Origin of the sequence: Methylocystis sp. JR02, assembly GCF_030063565.1 — a bacterium.
GTDB lineage: Bacteria > Pseudomonadota > Alphaproteobacteria > Rhizobiales > Beijerinckiaceae > Methylocystis > Methylocystis iwaonis.
Genome location: NZ_JASIRC010000001.1, coordinates 951,621 through 966,737 on the forward strand (window position 1 = coordinate 951,621; position 15,117 = coordinate 966,737).

The following is a 15,117-nucleotide window of genomic DNA, read 5'->3' on the forward strand; positions in this document are numbered from 1 at the left end:
GGGAGAGGGGACGCTCACAACCAGCATTCACGCTTCTTCGATGAAAGCGACAATCTGCTCCCTCTCCCGCAAAGCGGGGGAGGGTTGGGGAGGGGGCGCATGAGCGACCTCAATCTCACCTTCGCGCCGCTGCTCCCCTGGTCGCTTCTCGCCGCCTTCGCGCTTCTCGGCGTCGCCGCGCTCGCCCTCGGCGCCATGGCCGGCCAGCGCGGAACCGCCCTGCGGGCGCTCGCGCTCGCGCTCGTCCTCGCCGCGCTGACCGACCCGTCACTCGTCACCGAAAAGCGCGATCCGCAAAAGACCGTGGTCGCGGTCGTCATCGACAAGAGCGAGAGCCAGAATTTCGGCGCCCGCGCGGCGCAGACCGAGGAAGCCCACAAGGCGCTCGACGCGGCGCTTGCGAAATTCGGCGACGTCGAGACGCGCTTCGTCACCGTCACCAACGACGCCAGCGGCAATGACGGCACCAAGCTTTTCGGCGCGCTGGAGCAGGCGCTCAAAGACGTGCCCCCGGAGCGCGTCGGCGGCGCCTTGCTCGTCACCGACGGCGTCGTGCACGACATCCCCACCAAGGCCGAGGCGCTCGGCTTCCGTGCGCCGATCCATGCGCTGATCACCGGCAAGGAGAAAGAGCGCGACCGCCGCATCGAGCTCGTCGAGGCGCCGCGCTTCGGCATCGTCGGCAAGGAGCAGACGATCCGCGCCCGCGTGGTCGACACGGGCGGCGACAATGCGCGCGCGCCCATCACCGTGCGGCGTGACGGCGAGAGCCTGCCGACCTACAGCCCTGTGCCGGGAGATATCGTCAATATCCCGGTGAAGATCGCGCATGGCGGCGCCAATATCGTCGAGCTGGAAGTTCCGCCCGCGCCGGGCGAGCTGACGCTCGCCGACAATAAGGCGGTCGTCTCCATCGAAGGCGTGCGCGACCGGGTCAAAGTGCTGCTCGTCTCCGGCGAGCCGCATCCGGGCGAACGTAGCTGGCGCAATCTTCTGCGCGCCGACGCCAATGTGGAGCTTGTCCACTTCACCATCCTGCGCCCGCCGGAAAAGTTAGATGTCACGCCGTCGAGCGAATTGTCGCTGATCGCCTTTCCGACGGCCGACCTCTTCGGGCGCAAGATCAACGAATTCGATCTCATCATCTTCGATCGCTATTCGAGCCAGACGCTGCTGCCCTCGGTCTATTTCGAGAATATCGCGCATTACGTCGAAAACGGCGGGGCGTTTCTTGCGGCGGTGGGGCCGGATTACGCCACGCTTCGCGGGCTTTATTATTCGCCGGTCTCGACCATCCTGCCGGCGCGGCCGGACGGCTCCTTGTTCGAAGAGGCGTTCAAGGCGCATATCAGCAAGGATGGCGAGAAGCATCCGGTGACGCGCGGCCTGCCCGGCGGCAGGAGCGAGCCGCCGCAATGGGGCGAATGGTTCCGCCAGATCGACGCCGATGTGCTGAAGGGAACGCCCATTCTCTCCGGCGCGCGCGACAAGCCGCTACTGGTGCTTTCGCATGAGGGCAAGGGCCGCGTGGCCCTGCTGCTCAGCGACCAGATCTGGCTCTGGGCGCGCGGCTATGAGGGCGGCGGCCCCAACGCCGACTTGATGCGCCGCCTCGCCCATTGGCTGATGAAGGAGCCCGACCTCGAAGAAGAGGCGCTGCGCGCCGAGGCGCGCGGCCGCGAGGTCACGGTCGAGCGCCAGACCTTGAAGGACGCCGCCGCGCCCGTGACCGCGACGGGGCCCTCGGGCGCGCAGGAGGTGATCACGCTGAAGCAAAGCGAGCCCGGCCTGTGGCGCGCGCGCTTCGACGCCAGGGAAATGGGCCTGTGGCGCTTCGAGAGCGACGGTCTGACCGCGCTCGTGAATGTCGGGCCGGCGAACCCGCGCGAGTTCCGCGAGGTGGCCTCGACGACCGAGAAGCTCGCGCCTTTGGCCGAGGCGACGGGCGGCACGGTGCGGCGTCTGAGCAAGACCTCCGACGATGTGACCATGCCGCGCCTCGTGGAGATGCGCGACGCGAGCCGCTATGGCGGGTCGGATTGGATCGGCGTCCGGCAGACGGGGGCGTCGACGCTCGTTGGCGTGGAAGTGGCGCCGCTGGGGCTCGGGCTTTGGGCGATGCTGGGGCTGCTGGGCGTGGTTGTGGCCGCTTGGGCATGGGAAGGCAAACGGGGCTGATTTCTACCTTCTACGGCCACTGGGGGCCGTCGATGGGCGATGAGGCAAGGCGCCAAAGAGGGCGCCTGCTCAAACCAACATCTCTAAATGCCGTATTGATCGAGAGTGGCGCCGGGCTCACATTTCGAGCGGGCTGAAGTTCGTTCCGCCGAAGAGGAGGATCAAACATGAAGCGCAGGCATATCCTTGGTCTCTTGATTGGCGCGTCTCTGGCGATCGGTTTCGAGCCCGTCGCGGAAGCAATGCCGGCGGCCACGCCCGGAATCGCCGCGGCTGTCGGCGTCTCCAATGGTCCGGTTGTGCAGGTGGTGACGCGCGCTGGCGTCGTGCATCGGTCGACGCGCCGCACGGCGCGGCGTGTGGAACGCCGTCACGCCTACTAAGCGAAGGACGCCTCGTCGCGCTTCGCCAACAAATGGGCGCGGTTCTGGCGGTTTGGGGCGGGGGCTTCTTAGCGGAAGCTTTCGACCTCCACATCCGTCTCCACTCGCGCCCCGCGACGCTCCAGCGTCAATCTTTTCCGCTCTCCCGGCGCGCCATGAAGCGCGGAGAGAACATTCTCCTTGCTCGCGCCGCGCGCCGCAACGCCGTCGACCGCCAGTAGCTCATCGCCGATCTCGACGCCCAGCGGCGCCTGCGGTCGAGACGCGGGTTGCGCCACGCCGCCAACGAGGTAGCGTTCTCCCTGGCGCACCAGCGTCACTGGCAGTTGGTCCAGCTCGGCCGCGTCTGGCGCCTTTTGCCGGCGCCAGTAGCTCATGCGGTTCGGATAATCGATCGTCAGCTCGAAATCGCGTAGCGCGTTGGCGCCCAGCCAGCCGATGACGGGCGCGGGCGCCGCCTTGCGCCAATTGTCCCAGAAGAGATCGCCGAAGGCGCTCTCGACAAAGCCGCCCAACACCGGGGCCGTGCCGAGAAACCCTAATCCGCTCAGCTCCACGCCGTCGCCAAGGCGCACGCTCGGGATGCGGAGCACGTCGCCCTCCTTCTCAAAGGCGAAGTCGACCATATTGGCGTTCGCCGCGCCGACGGCGCCATGGGCGCGCAGCCAATCGGGATGGCGGGCGAGCAGATTGCGCGCGACGTCGCCCCGCATCCAACTATAGCCGCCGCCGGCGTCGATCACGAGCGCGCGCGTCTCGCCGTCGATTTGGGCCTCGACGGCGGCGAGCCCCGTTTCCGCATTGAGCTGGATCGGAACGGGAGGGCCTTCCGGCCCCTTGGCGCCCGGCGCGTCCAGCGCAAAGAGGCGCCGGCCGTAATCGATGCGCAGGACATAATCCGTAAACATCCGCGCCGGCAGCATCGCCTCGACCCGCCGCGGCGCGAAGAGATGGTCGAAAGTCGGAACGCCGACGCCGCCGTCGCCATCCTTGACCTGATCCGCGCGCGCGTCGAAGGCGCGCTCGCCAATCCGGAGGCGTAAGGGCGCGCCGCGATCGAGACCAAGCTCGCGGTAAAGGTCAGAGGTTAGAACGGGCGCCGCCATGCCCATGTTGAACCAGGCGAGGGCTTTGCGCTCTTGGCCGTCCGGCGTTGTGGAGGCGACGTCGAGCAGAATGCGGCCCGCATCGAGGGTGAAGGGGACGCCTTCTCGCGGCGCCGGAGGTTTCTTGGCTGGCGCGGCGGCGGCTGACAGGGCAAGCGATAGAGCCGCGACGAGCGACGTAACGATGATGCGCATGCAATGCCTCTTTGAGAAATAAAGGGAGGGCGCTATCTGATCTTCTGGCGAAAAATGATTTCTATGAACGATAATTTTGGCGCTTGGACAAGCCGGGCGTTCGGAGCAACCCCACCCGCCGTCATTGCGAGGAGCGAAGCGACGAAGCAATCCAGAGCCACGTTGCGGCCCTGGATTGCTTCGCTGCGCTCGCAATGACGGCGGCCCCCTATCTGAAATAACTTCTGCGCCGCCACGTTTCAGCCTCGGCGACAAATCACGTAATCTCCTTCCATTCCCACCCAGGAGATTCGCCCTTGCCCCTCTATCGCGCCATCGGCCTCATGTCCGGCACCTCCATGGACGGCGTCGACGTCGCGCTCATCGAGACGGATGGCGACGCGAGCGTCTCCTTCGGGCCGACGGGCTTCTACGCCTATACGGACGCCGACCGCGCCTTGCTGCGCAATGCGCTGGCCGAGGCTGCGACGATGGACGATCGCGACGCGCGGCCGGGCGTGCTCGCCTTCGCCGAGCGCATGGTGACGGACCGACACGCCGAGGCGGTCGAGACCTTCCTGCGCGACAACGCCATTGACGCGGCCAGCGTGAACATCGTCGGCTTCCACGGCCAGACCGTGCTGCATCGGCCCAAGCAAAAGCTCACGATCCAGATCGGCGACGGACAGGCGCTCGCCGATCGGCTGGGCATAGATGTGGCGTACGACTTCCGCGCCGCCGACATTGCCGCCGGCGGCGAGGGTGCGCCGATCGTGCCGGTGTTTCATCGCGCGCTCGTGACGGCGGGCGGCATGAAGGGCGAGGTGGCCCTGCTCAATATCGGCGGGGTGGCCAATGTCACTTATGTCGCTGACGGCGAGCACCCCATCGCCTGCGACACGGGCCCCGGCAATGCGCTCATCGACGATCTCATGCTCCAGCGCACCGGCGCGCCGATCGACCGCCACGGCCATATGGCTGCGCGCGGGCGCGTGAACGAGGCCGCGCTGCTGCGCATGCTCGCCCATCCCTTCTTCGACCAGCCGCCGCCAAAGTCGCTCGACCGCAACGCCTTCGCGCTGGAGCCCATCGTAAAACTCTCGACGGAAGACGCCGCCGCGACTCTTACCGCCTTCACGGCGGCCTCGGTGCTGCGGCTCTTTCCGCATCTACCAAATCAGCCGCAATTGCTCATCGTCTGCGGCGGCGGCGCGCGCAATCCCATTCTGGTGCGCGAATTGGTGATGCGCCTGCCATGCAAGGTGACGACCGCCGACGCGGTCGGCTGGTCGGCCGACTCCATGGAGGCGCAGGGCTTCGGCTACCTCGCCGCGCGCGTTTTGGAGGGACTGCCGATTACTTTCCCCACGACGACCGGCGTCCCGCAGGCGTTGCGCGGCGGGCGCCTGGCGCGCGTTGGCGGGCGTTGATGCACGCGCCGGACATGGCGGATTAGACTCTTCTCGCAGAGGAGCTGGACTGCTGACAAAGTGGGGTGACGCCCCTCGTGCTTCGAGACGCCTGCTACGCAGGCCCCTCAGCATGAGGGGCTTCTACATCAGCGCCAGACACTTAGGCCTCATCCTGAGGAGCGAGCGAAGCTCGCGTCTCGAAGGACGAGGCCGCCTCGGAGGTTTGTCAATAAGTTGACTCTTCTCATAGAGGATCATGCTTTTTTCACCATTTTCCCTATAAGAAGGTGCACAGTTCTGTGCGCGAGGAATACGCGGATGAGCACGCCAGCCGACGCGCCGCCGACAAAGGCCGAATGGTTCGCGAGCAGACGCAGCGTCATTCTCGGGGGCATGGGCGCCATCGGGCTCGGCGTCGGCGCCGCCGTTGTCGAGCATGTCTGGAAGCGCAAGGATCTGACCGCGCGCTTCTTCAATCCTTTTTCGATCGGCAAATTCGATCTGCCGCCGGTGCCTGGCCTTGTCGACGCGGCGGGCCATCCGGTTCCCGGATTTTCGAGCGCCGATCTTTCCGGCAAGCGCTCGCTCCTCGTCATCTGGGCTTCCTGGTGCCCGACCTGCCGCGAGGAGCATAAGCATCTTGTCGCTCTGGCGAAGCGCAATCTCGCGCCCATCTACGGCGCGGACGTCAAGGACCCGCCGGCGCGGGCGAAATATTTTCTGGCGAAAAACGGCAATCCCTTCGTCGCCGTCGGCGCGGATGAGCACACCTATCTTCAACGCGCGCTCGCGGCGAAGGGCGTGCCTGCGACCTTTATCGTCGGTCCGGGGCCCGTGGTCGAATGGTCGACTTACGAGGGTCTCGATCCCGAGATCATCGAAAAGGAAATCGTGCCGCGGCTGACGGCGAAAGCGCCTTAGCGCGCCGCGTCATTGCGAGGAGCAAAGCGACGAAGCAATCCAGGGCCGCAGCGCGGCACTGGATTGCTTCGCTCCGCTCGCAATGACGAAATTAATCGCCCCGGGCCGGGATCAGAATGCGCGGCGGATTGTTGAGGCGCCGGTCGAGATAGGCGTCCACATGCGCGATCAGCGGCTCGACCTTGTTCTCGAAGAAGTGATTGGCGCCCTCGACCACGGCATGCTCGATGAGAATGCCCTTCTGCGTCTTGAGCTTCTCGATTAGGCCCGTGACTTCCTTCAGCGGCGCGACGCGGTCTTGGTCGCCGTGAATGAAGAGGCCAGAGGACGGGCAGGGGGCCAGGAACGAGAAGTCGAACCGATTTGCCGGCGGCGCGACGGAGATAAAGCCTTCGATCTCCGGACGGCGCATGAGCAACTGCATGCCGATCCAGGAGCCGAAGGAGACGCCGGCGATCCAGCAGGCGCGCGCCTCGGGGTTGACCGCCTGCGCCCAATCGAGCGCGGCCGCCGCGTCCGAGAGTTCGCCCGAGCCATGGTCGAAGGCGCCCTGCGAGCGTCCGACGCCGCGAAAGTTGAAGCGCAGCACGGAGAAGCCGCGCTCGGCGAAGGCGTAATAGAGGTGGTAGACGATCTGATTGTTCATCGTCCCGCCGAATTGCGGATGCGGGTGCAGGATGATGGCGATCGGCGCGCCGCGCGTGGCGGATTGATGGAAGCGGCCTTCGAGCCTGCCGGCGGGACCGGCGAAGATGACTTCGGGCATTTGAATTCCCTGTGGAAACTGGCTGGGGCGTTCTTAACACGCTTGACCGAGTGAAAAGCAAGGGAATTCGGCGCCTCGTGGCGTCTTCGCCTTGATTTCAACGCAGATCGGGAGAGGGGCTCGCGGCGCGGTGGGCGAGCGCTTAAATCTTTGTGCATGAACTGCGACCTCATGCGCGCCCGCGCGCCCCTTTTCTTTGCCATTGCGGCGCTGCTGCTTTGGTTCGCGGCGGGGAACTTTGCGCCCGCGCTCGACAGCTTCCGCCTCGCCGCGAGCAAGGATGATCCTGTCGCGCTCGCCGAGGCGCGGCTCGATCAGACGCTCACATCTATGCGCTTCGCCGCCGGCCTCGACGCGGCGCTCACCGCGCGGGATGAAGAGTTAGCGGAGAGCTTCATGGAGCTTGGGGCAAGGCGCGGATTTGCTGCGTCCCCGGAACAGCGCGCGCGCCTTTCCGAGCTTCACACGCGGGCAAGTGAGAGGGCAATCGAGGATTTCTCGGAAGGCTTCCTTCACGGCGCGCGCGACAATGGAGCCGGCTTCGCGGGGGCGCTGGCTGGCGACCTCACAGGCTACGGCGATCTGCGCGATCTTTGGAACGAGGCGAAAAAGCTGGACCGGAACGAGGAGCCGGATGCGCTTGTCGTCGGCCTCGCTGCAACGGGCCTGGCGCTTTCCGCCGCCACCTGGTCGAGCGTGGGCGCCTTGCTCCCGGCGCGCTATGGGCTGACCATGGTGAAAGGCGCGCAAAAGGCCGGGCGCCTGTCCGCGCCTCTCGCCAAGGCGCTGACCGCCGCAGCGGCGAAGGCCATTGACCGCGAGGCGCTTGCCGCAGGCGTCTCCGCCGGAGCGAAGCTCAATCTCGCCCTGGCGCGCGCCGCCGCCGCCAAGGTTGTCCGGCCCGGTGCGCTCGCCGGTTTCCGCGCGCTCGGCAAAGACGCCGCGACTCTCTTTCGCCGCGCTGGGGCAGGCGGGGTGAAGGACGCGCTCGCCGTAGCCGAAGACGCCGCAGAATTCGGCAAGGCGGCGAAGCTCGCGCAAGTAGAGGGCTCCGCGACGCGGGCGATTTTGGCGACGCTTGGTCGCGGGGCGCTGATCTTCGGCGGCCTCGCCGTGACTGCCGCAAACGCCGTCATGGGGGTGGCGGCTTCCCTGCTGGGGCTGGGGGTTCTAGCGCAGCGGTTCGGGTTCTGGCTCGGGCGGCGCCGACTGCTTTGGAATTAACTGCGATCTCACGGTCGTCTCGACCTGTAAGCGATGGAGAGTGGCGAGATTGCGCGCCCCGGCCCCTCCCGTCCGCGGCCGAGAGAGCGTAAATCAGCCTCATGTCCAAAAACCGCATCTATCTCGACCACAACGCCACCTCTCCCCTGCGCCCCGCCGCGCGGGCGGCGATGCTGGCGGCGATGGAGGGGCCGGGGAACGCTTCCTCGGTTCACGCCGAGGGTCGCGCGGCGAAGGCCGTGCTGGAGCAGGCGCGGGCGGCGATCGCCAAGGGGCTCGGAACGGCCCCCCGCAATGTCGCCTTCACGAGCGGCGCGACCGAGGCCGCCAATCTCGCCCTCACGCCCATGTTGCAGCGCGGCAGCGAAACGACGCCGATCGAGGTTCTGCTCGTCGGCGCCGGGGAGCATCCCGCGGTTTTGATGGGGCATCGTTTTCCTGCTCAGGCCGTCGAGCGGATCGCGCTGACGCCGGAGGGGGCGCTGTCGCTCGCCGCTCTGGAGGCGGCGCTGGCGCGCGCTCGCGGCAAGCGCGTCCTCGTCGCGCTTCAGGCGGTAAACAATGAAACGGGCGTGATTCAGCCGGTTTACGAGGCCGCTGAACAGGTCCATGCGGCGGGCGGCCTCCTCATTTGCGACGCAACCCAGGCGATTGGCAGAATAGAGACAACCTTCAAAAGCGCCGGCGCAGATTTTTTGTTCTTTTCCTCACATAAGCTCGGCGGTCCATTGGGGGCGGGGGCGCTTGCCGCGGCGCAAGATGGCCTCCACATATTGGATGCGCTGGTGAAGGGCGGCGGGCAGGAGTTCGGCCGCCGGGCCGGAACCGAGAATGTCCCTGCAATCGCTGGTTTCTCGGCGGCTTTCACGGCCGCGCTCCAAGGGGTCTCGAGCGAAAATACGCGTCTTGGCGCCCTGCGCGATGCGCTGGAGAGCCGGATCGCGGGGATTGTGGCGGATGTTCGCTTTTTCGGCAGAGGCGCGCATCGCGTCGGCAGCGTCAGCGCCTTCGCGATTCCGGGCATTCCGGCGCATACGCTGTTGATGGCGCTGGACCTTGCGGGCGTCGCCGTCTCCAGCGGCTCTGCCTGCTCTTCGGGCAAGGTCCGCGAGTCCCACGTCCTCGCGGCGATGAGGGCGCCCGAAAAAGAGGCGCTGCGCGCCAGCCTGGGTTGGTCTACGCGCCAAGAGGATGTAGAACAGTTTGGAATGGTTCTTGCGGAGGTCGTGGACCGTATCAGGTCGCGGCGTTCCGGCGCCTGAAAAAGGCTGGAACCGCATCGGCCGGCGGACCTTGAACCCGTCGTGGCGAGGAGAGAGAGAAGATGGCGGCTCGTCAGGAGACCGTTGCGCGCGTCGAGGAAATCGACGTCGACGCCTACAAGTATGGCTTTACGACGGAGATCGAGTCCGAGAAGGCCCCCAAGGGCCTGAGCGAAGACATCGTTCGCTTCATCTCCGCCAAGAAGAACGAACCCGAGTGGCTCACCGAATGGCGGCTGGAGGCGTATCGCCGCTGGCTGACCATGGAAGAGCCCAACTGGGCCCGGGTCCATTATCCGCCGATCGACTATCAGGACCTCTACTACTACGCCGCGCCGAAGTCGACGCCCGGGCCCAAGACGCTCGACGAGGTCGATCCGGAGCTGCTGCGCACCTATGAGAAGCTCGGCATTCCGCTCAAGGAGCAGGAAATCCTCGCGGGCGTCGAGACGCGCAAGGTCGCTGTGGACGCGGTCTTCGACTCGGTGTCGGTGGCGACCACCTTCAAAGAGGAGCTCGGCAAGGCGGGCGTGATCTTCTGCCCGATCTCCGAGGCCGTGAAGACGCATCCCGAGCTGGTGCGCCAATATCTTGGCTCCGTCGTGCCGGTGACCGACAATTTCTACGCAACGCTGAACAGCGCGGTCTTCTCGGACGGCTCCTTCGTCTATGTGCCGAAGGGCGTGCGCTGTCCGATGGAGCTTTCCACCTACTTCCGCATCAATGAGCAGAAGACGGGGCAGTTCGAGCGCACGCTGATCATCGCCGACGCGGGCTCTTATGTCAGCTATCTCGAAGGCTGCACGGCGCCCAAGCGCGACGAGAACCAGCTTCACGCGGCCGTTGTCGAGCTGGTGGCGCTCGACGACGCCGAGATCAAATATTCGACGGTGCAGAACTGGTATCCCGGCGACAGCGAGGGCAGGGGCGGCATTTACAACTTCGTCACCAAGCGCGGCGACTGCCGCGGCCGCAACTCGCATATTAGCTGGACGCAGGTGGAGACGGGCTCGGCGATCACCTGGAAATATCCGTCCTGCATTCTTCGCGGCGACGATAGCCAGGGCGAGTTCTATTCGATCGCGGTGTCGAACGGCCATCAGCAGGTCGACAGCGGCACCAAGATGATCCACTTGGGCCGCAACACCAAGAGCCGCATCGTCTCCAAGGGCATTTCGGCCGGCAAGTCGCAGAACACCTATCGCGGGCAGGTGTCCGCGCATCGCAAGGCGGAAGGCGCGCGCAACTTCACCCAATGCGACAGCCTGCTGGTCGGCCACGACTGCGGCGCGCATACGGTTCCCTATATCGAATCCAAGAACCCGAGCGCGCAGTTCGAGCATGAAGCGACGACCTCGAAGATCTCCGAGGACCAGCTCTTCTACGCTCAGCAGCGCGGGTTATCGGCGGAAGAGGCGACGGCGCTGATCGTGAACGGCTTCGTACGCGACGTGCTGCAGCAGCTTCCGATGGAATTCGCGGTCGAGGCGCAGAAGCTGATCTCGATCTCGCTGGAAGGGAGCGTGGGATGACGCCCCCCGACATCATCGCCGCGCACGTACATTCGTCCAGGCATGCGGCGGAACTCCACCACAGCGCGAAATGCGGCTGCTATCATTGTCTCGCAGTTTTCTCTCCGTCCGAAATCGCCGATTGGATTGATGACGGTGAAACTGCGCTCTGCCCGCGATGTGGCATTGATTCAGTTGTCGGCGAAAACTCGGGTTTTCCAATCGCCGACAGCGATTTCCTGGCCGCAATGAAAGCGCGCTGGTTTGAAGCGGCCGTCACGATACGGAGCGGGCAATGAGCGGACATGTCGTTTATCTCTCTCTCCCAGATGATCTGGCCGCCGAAATATCTGCCGCGGTCGGGCGCGGCGAATATGCGAGCGAGAGTGACGCGGTTCTCGGCGCGGTCGAGGAATGGCGCGCTCAGAGACAGGCTGATGCGATCGGCGTCGAGGAACTGCGGCGTCTCATCCAGGAAGGCGTCGAGAGCGGTCCCGGTCGTTTCGAAACTTTCGAAGACATCCGCGCGGAGGCGCGACGTCGTTTCCATGGCGCGTAAGCGCAAATGCAACTTCGCCGCTCCGCGCGAGCCGAACAGGATTTGATCGAGATATGGAACTTCATCGCCAAGGACAACGAGGCGGCTGCGGACCGGATCTTCGATCTGCTGGTCGCGAAATCGGAACTCGTCGCGCGCAACCCCGCGATCGGGCGCCTGCGCCAGGAACTTGGGGACAACATTCGCAGCACATTGGCGGGCTCCTGGGCCGTCTTCTACCGCGTGCATTCGGATCACGTCGAAATTCTTCGCTACCTGCATACGCGTCGCCGCATGCCGGAAACCCTGTAGCGCGCCTGCGCCCCTCCCCCTATTGGCAAGGACTCGCATAATGCTCGAGATCAAAAACCTTCACGTTTCGGTCGGCGACCGGAAAATTCTCAAGGGCCTCAACCTCACCGTGAAGGACGGCGAGGTCGCCGCCATCATGGGCCCGAACGGCACCGGCAAATCGACGCTCTCTTATGTGATCTCCGGCCGCGAGGGCTATGACATCACGGAAGGCGAAGTGCTGCTCGACGGCGAGAACATCCTCGATCTCGAGCCGCATGAGCGCGCCGCCAAGGGCATTTTCCTGGCTTTTCAATATCCGGTCGAAATCCCCGGCGTCGCCACCATGACCTTCCTCAAGGCCGCGATGAACGCCCAGCGTCGCCTGCGCGGCGAGCCGGAGCTGGAGACGCCGGAATTCATGAAGGCCGTGAAGGAGGCGTCCGCCAAGCTCGGCGTCAGCCAGGAGATGCTGCGCCGGCCGCTGAACTCCGGCTTCTCGGGCGGCGAGAAGAAGCGCATGGATATTCTGCAGATGGCGCTGCTTCAGCCGAAATTCGGCATTCTCGACGAGACCGACTCCGGCCTCGACATCGACGCGCTGCGCGTCGTCTCGGAAGGCGTCAATTCGCTGCGCTCGCCGCAGCGCTCCTTCCTGGTCATCACCCACTATCAACGCCTTCTCGATTACATCAAGCCGGACACAGTGCATGTGATGGCCAAGGGCGTCATCCAGCGCTCGGGCGGGCCGGAGCTGGCGCTCGAGCTCGAAGACCGCGGCTATCAGGAATATCTGGCTGAAGAGGCGGCGTAAGCCATGATCAAGCTCGCGACAGAAGCCGACACCGCTTTCTCCGCGCTCTTCGAAACGATGAAGAGCAAAGGCGCCGCCAGCCTGCGTCAGGCGGCCTGGGAAGCCTTCGCCGCCAAGGGCCTGCCGAACCGCCGCGTCGAGGCCTGGCATTACACCGACCTCAAGGCCGCGCTCGCCAAGCCCGCGCCGATCGCTCCCGCCCCGGCGGGCGCGGCGGTGCTGCCGGCCGCGGCTGGGACGGTGCGGCTCGTCACGCTCGACGGCGTGTTTCGGCCGGATCTGTCGGATCTCGCCTCGCTGCCGGAAGGCGTGAAGGTGCAGCCGCTGCGCGAGGCGCTGGCGCAGGGCGCGCCGGGCGTGATGGCGCTCGTCGCGAGCGACGACGTGCAAGCGCAAGACCCCATGGTCGCGATGAACGCGGCGTTGATGCAGGACGGCGTGATCCTGCGCATCGCCGCCGGCGTGACGCTGGCGCAGAAGATCGAACTGGCAAGCTATGTTTCCTCTCCGGAAGCGCAGTCGAGCTTCACCCGTTCGCTCATTATCCTGGGCAAGGACGCCAAGGCGACGATCGTCGAGACGGCCGGCGCGCTCACTGAGGCGCCCGCGCAGGATAATCAGACGCTCATCGTGAGGCTCGCCTCCGGCGCCACGCTCGATCTGGTCACGTTGGCTGCAGGGCAGGGCGACAAGCTCGTGCGCGTCATGAGCCTGCTCGCGCATCTCGACGAAGGCGCGAGCCTCAGCTCCTATGCGCTGATCGAAGGCGCGGGGCTGTTGCGCCGGCAAATCTTCGCCCGGCTCGACGGCGAGCGGGCGAAGGTCGCGCTCAATGGCGCGACGCTCGCGCGCGGGCGCCAGCATGCGGATACGACGCTCGTCGTCGATCACGCCTTCCCCAACGGCGAGAGCCGCGAAGCGTTCCGAAACATCATCGACGAGCAGGGAACCGGCGTCTTCCAGGGCAAGATCGTCGTGCGGCCGCATGCGCAGAAGACCGACGGCGTCATGCAGTCGAAAGCGATCCTGCTTTCCGACGGCGCGACCATGAACAACAAGCCGGAGCTCGAGATCTTCGCCGACGATGTCCAATGCGGCCATGGCGCCACATGCGGACGGCTCGACAAGGAGCAGCTTTTTTATCTCATGGCGCGCGGCATTCCGCGCTATGCGGCGGAATCGCTGCTCATCGAAGGCTTCGCCAACGAGGCTTTCGCAGGGCTCGAAGACGAGACGTTACGCGGCTATCTCGTCGAACGCATCTCCTCCTGGCTAGCGGCGAGATCCAAATGAATGAGCAGGCGCCCTTGAAACTTTATGACGTCGAGGCGGTCCGCGCGGATTTCCCGATCCTGGCCGAGCGGCCCTATGGCAAGCCGCTCGCCTATCTCGACAACGCCGCTTCGGCGCAGAAGCCGCGCGCGGTGATCGAGCGGCTGACGCATTTCTACGAGCATGAATACGCCAACGTCCATCGCGGCCTGCACTATCTCGCCAACGCCGCGACGGAAGGCTATGAGGGCGCCCGCGAGACCTTGCGGCGCTTCCTCAACGCGCCTTCGACGGAAGAGATCATCTTCACCCGCGGCGCGACCGAAGCGCTCAATCTCGTCGCCTCCTCCTATGGGCTCGCCCATATTGGCGAAGGCGACGAGATCATCGTCTCGCTGATGGAGCACCACTCCAATATCGTGCCCTGGCACTTCCTGCGGGAACGCAAGGGCGCGGTGATCAAATGGATCGTGCCGGACGACAATGGCGTCATCGATTTCGACGCTTTCGAGAAGATGATCACCGATCGCACGAAGATCGTTGCGATTACCCATATGTCGAACGTCGTCGCGGCTCCGACGCCGATCGCCGAAATCGCGCGCATCGCCCATGCCCATGGCGTGCCGGTCTGCGTGGACGGCTCACAGGGCGCGGTGCATCTCGATGTGGACGTTCAGGCGCTCGACGTCGATTTCTATATCGTCACCGGCCACAAGCTCTATGGGCCCACGGGCATCGGCGCCGTTTATGGCAAAAGGAAATGGCTCGAGAGCCTGCCGCCCTTCGCCGGCGGTGGCGAGATGATCGAAACCGTCACGCGCGATACGGTGACCTATAATGCGCCGCCGCATCGTTTCGAGGCCGGCACGCCGCCGATCGCTCAGGCCGTGGGCCTCGCCGCCGCGCTGGATTATATCGAGAGCATCGGCCGCGGCGCGATCCGCGCGCATGAGGCGCAGCTCACCGCTTACGCGCAGCAGCGTCTCTCGGAGATCGAGGGACTGCGCATCTTCGGCAATGCGCCCGACAAGGGGCCGATCGTCGCTTTCGAGATGGCGGCCGCCCATGCGCATGACGTCGCCACGATCATCGACCGCTCCGGCGTCGCGGTGCGCGCCGGCACGCATTGCGCTATGCCGCTGCTGTCGCATTTCGGCGTCACCTCGACCTGCCGCGCCTCCTTCGCGCTCTATAATACGCGTGACGAGGTAGATCGTTTGGCAGACGCTTTGCTTAAAGCTCAAAAACTTTTCGCGTGAGGAGGT

15 protein-coding genes are annotated in these 15,117 nt (G+C 65.4%); 13 read left to right on the forward strand and 2 right to left on the reverse strand.

The window, feature by feature from the left end; genetic code table 11:
- Positions 1–99: 99 nt before the first annotated feature.
- Together QNA11_RS04470 and QNA11_RS04475 are read left to right on the forward strand one after the other, a co-directional pair.
- Positions 100–2,178, forward strand: coding sequence for a hypothetical protein (locus tag QNA11_RS04470; RefSeq protein ID WP_283482105.1), 2,079 nt, complete (start codon positions 100–102; stop codon positions 2,176–2,178).
- 167 nt (positions 2,179–2,345) lie between these two features.
- A complete protein-coding gene (locus tag QNA11_RS04475; protein WP_283482106.1) occupies positions 2,346–2,561 on the forward strand; it encodes a hypothetical protein in 216 nt (71 codons plus the stop codon).
- Positions 2,562–2,629: 68 nt separating this feature from the next.
- Here the strand turns inward: QNA11_RS04475 and QNA11_RS04480 are convergent, their stop codons facing one another.
- Complete coding sequence (locus QNA11_RS04480; protein WP_283482107.1) at positions 2,630–3,862, reverse strand: S41 family peptidase; 1,233 nt, start codon at positions 3,860–3,862, stop codon at positions 2,630–2,632.
- 296 nt (positions 3,863–4,158) lie between these two features.
- Between QNA11_RS04480 and QNA11_RS04485 the strand changes: the two genes are divergently transcribed.
- The gene (locus QNA11_RS04485) at positions 4,159–5,271 is read left to right on the forward strand and encodes an anhydro-N-acetylmuramic acid kinase (RefSeq protein ID WP_283482108.1); all 1,113 of its coding nucleotides are present in this window, start codon (positions 4,159–4,161) and stop codon (positions 5,269–5,271) included.
- A gap of 300 nt (positions 5,272–5,571) precedes the next feature.
- A complete protein-coding gene (locus QNA11_RS04490) occupies positions 5,572–6,174 on the forward strand; it encodes a redoxin family protein (RefSeq protein ID WP_283482109.1) in 603 nt (200 codons plus the stop codon).
- 91 nt (positions 6,175–6,265) lie between these two features.
- On the opposite strand, the gene QNA11_RS04495 is transcribed toward QNA11_RS04490, so the two are convergent.
- Positions 6,266–6,940, reverse strand: a complete 675-nt coding sequence (locus tag QNA11_RS04495) for an alpha/beta hydrolase (protein ID WP_202071811.1) — start codon at positions 6,938–6,940, stop codon at positions 6,266–6,268.
- A 156-nt stretch (positions 6,941–7,096) separates the two neighbouring features.
- On the opposite strand from QNA11_RS04495, the gene QNA11_RS04500 reads away from it, so the two are divergent.
- From QNA11_RS04500 to QNA11_RS04540, 9 genes are all read left to right on the forward strand, one after another.
- Complete coding sequence (locus tag QNA11_RS04500) at positions 7,097–8,164, forward strand: hypothetical protein (RefSeq protein WP_283482110.1); 1,068 nt, start codon at positions 7,097–7,099, stop codon at positions 8,162–8,164.
- Between the two features lie 101 nt (positions 8,165–8,265).
- Positions 8,266–9,426 (forward strand): cysteine desulfurase family protein, encoded by a 1,161-nt coding sequence (locus QNA11_RS04505; RefSeq protein ID WP_283482111.1) that lies wholly within the window; start codon positions 8,266–8,268, stop codon positions 9,424–9,426.
- A 62-nt stretch (positions 9,427–9,488) separates the two neighbouring features.
- Positions 9,489–10,958, forward strand: a complete 1,470-nt coding sequence (gene sufB, locus QNA11_RS04510) for a Fe-S cluster assembly protein SufB (RefSeq protein WP_283482112.1) — start codon at positions 9,489–9,491, stop codon at positions 10,956–10,958.
- Positions 10,955–11,236: a cytoplasmic protein gene (locus QNA11_RS04515; RefSeq protein ID WP_283482113.1), complete on the forward strand. Its 282-nt coding sequence runs from the start codon at positions 10,955–10,957 to the stop codon at positions 11,234–11,236. The genes sufB and QNA11_RS04515 overlap by 4 nt, the downstream gene beginning before the upstream one ends.
- Positions 11,233–11,496 (forward strand): ribbon-helix-helix domain-containing protein, encoded by a 264-nt coding sequence (locus QNA11_RS04520; RefSeq protein WP_283482114.1) that lies wholly within the window; start codon positions 11,233–11,235, stop codon positions 11,494–11,496. The genes QNA11_RS04515 and QNA11_RS04520 overlap by 4 nt, the downstream gene beginning before the upstream one ends.
- Before the next feature lie 6 nt (positions 11,497–11,502).
- Positions 11,503–11,787, forward strand: a complete 285-nt coding sequence (locus QNA11_RS04525) for a type II toxin-antitoxin system RelE/ParE family toxin (protein ID WP_283482115.1) — start codon at positions 11,503–11,505, stop codon at positions 11,785–11,787.
- Between the two features lie 40 nt (positions 11,788–11,827).
- Positions 11,828–12,580 (forward strand): Fe-S cluster assembly ATPase SufC, encoded by a 753-nt coding sequence (gene sufC, locus QNA11_RS04530; protein WP_283482116.1) that lies wholly within the window; start codon positions 11,828–11,830, stop codon positions 12,578–12,580.
- A gap of 3 nt (positions 12,581–12,583) precedes the next feature.
- Complete coding sequence (sufD, locus tag QNA11_RS04535; protein ID WP_283482117.1) at positions 12,584–13,873, forward strand: Fe-S cluster assembly protein SufD; 1,290 nt, start codon at positions 12,584–12,586, stop codon at positions 13,871–13,873.
- Positions 13,870–15,111, forward strand: a complete 1,242-nt coding sequence (locus QNA11_RS04540; protein WP_283482118.1) for a cysteine desulfurase — start codon at positions 13,870–13,872, stop codon at positions 15,109–15,111. Before sufD ends, QNA11_RS04540 begins: the two co-directional genes overlap by 4 nt.
- Positions 15,112–15,117: the final 6 nt, after the last annotated feature.

Bases quoted from the DNA above. Each gene is read 5' to 3' on its own strand.
- QNA11_RS04520 (WP_283482114.1), top strand. From the start codon at position 11,233: ATGAGCGGACATGTCGTTTATCTCTCTCTCCCAGATGATCTGGCCGCC.
- QNA11_RS04470 (WP_283482105.1), top strand. From the start codon at position 100: ATGAGCGACCTCAATCTCACCTTCGCGCCGCTGCTCCCCTGGTCGCTT.
- sufC (WP_283482116.1), top strand. From the start codon at position 11,828: ATGCTCGAGATCAAAAACCTTCACGTTTCGGTCGGCGACCGGAAAATT.
- QNA11_RS04495 (WP_202071811.1), bottom strand. From the start codon at position 6,940: ATGCCCGAAGTCATCTTCGCCGGTCCCGCCGGCAGGCTCGAAGGCCGC.
- QNA11_RS04515 (WP_283482113.1), top strand. From the start codon at position 10,955: ATGACGCCCCCCGACATCATCGCCGCGCACGTACATTCGTCCAGGCAT.
- sufB (WP_283482112.1), top strand. From the start codon at position 9,489: ATGGCGGCTCGTCAGGAGACCGTTGCGCGCGTCGAGGAAATCGACGTC.
- QNA11_RS04505 (WP_283482111.1), top strand. From the start codon at position 8,266: ATGTCCAAAAACCGCATCTATCTCGACCACAACGCCACCTCTCCCCTG.
- QNA11_RS04480 (WP_283482107.1), bottom strand. From the start codon at position 3,862: ATGCGCATCATCGTTACGTCGCTCGTCGCGGCTCTATCGCTTGCCCTG.
- QNA11_RS04490 (WP_283482109.1), top strand. From the start codon at position 5,572: ATGAGCACGCCAGCCGACGCGCCGCCGACAAAGGCCGAATGGTTCGCG.
- sufD (WP_283482117.1), top strand. From the start codon at position 12,584: ATGATCAAGCTCGCGACAGAAGCCGACACCGCTTTCTCCGCGCTCTTC.
- QNA11_RS04500 (WP_283482110.1), top strand. From the start codon at position 7,097: ATGAACTGCGACCTCATGCGCGCCCGCGCGCCCCTTTTCTTTGCCATT.
- QNA11_RS04525 (WP_283482115.1), top strand. From the start codon at position 11,503: ATGCAACTTCGCCGCTCCGCGCGAGCCGAACAGGATTTGATCGAGATA.
- QNA11_RS04540 (WP_283482118.1), top strand. From the start codon at position 13,870: ATGAATGAGCAGGCGCCCTTGAAACTTTATGACGTCGAGGCGGTCCGC.
- QNA11_RS04475 (WP_283482106.1), top strand. From the start codon at position 2,346: ATGAAGCGCAGGCATATCCTTGGTCTCTTGATTGGCGCGTCTCTGGCG.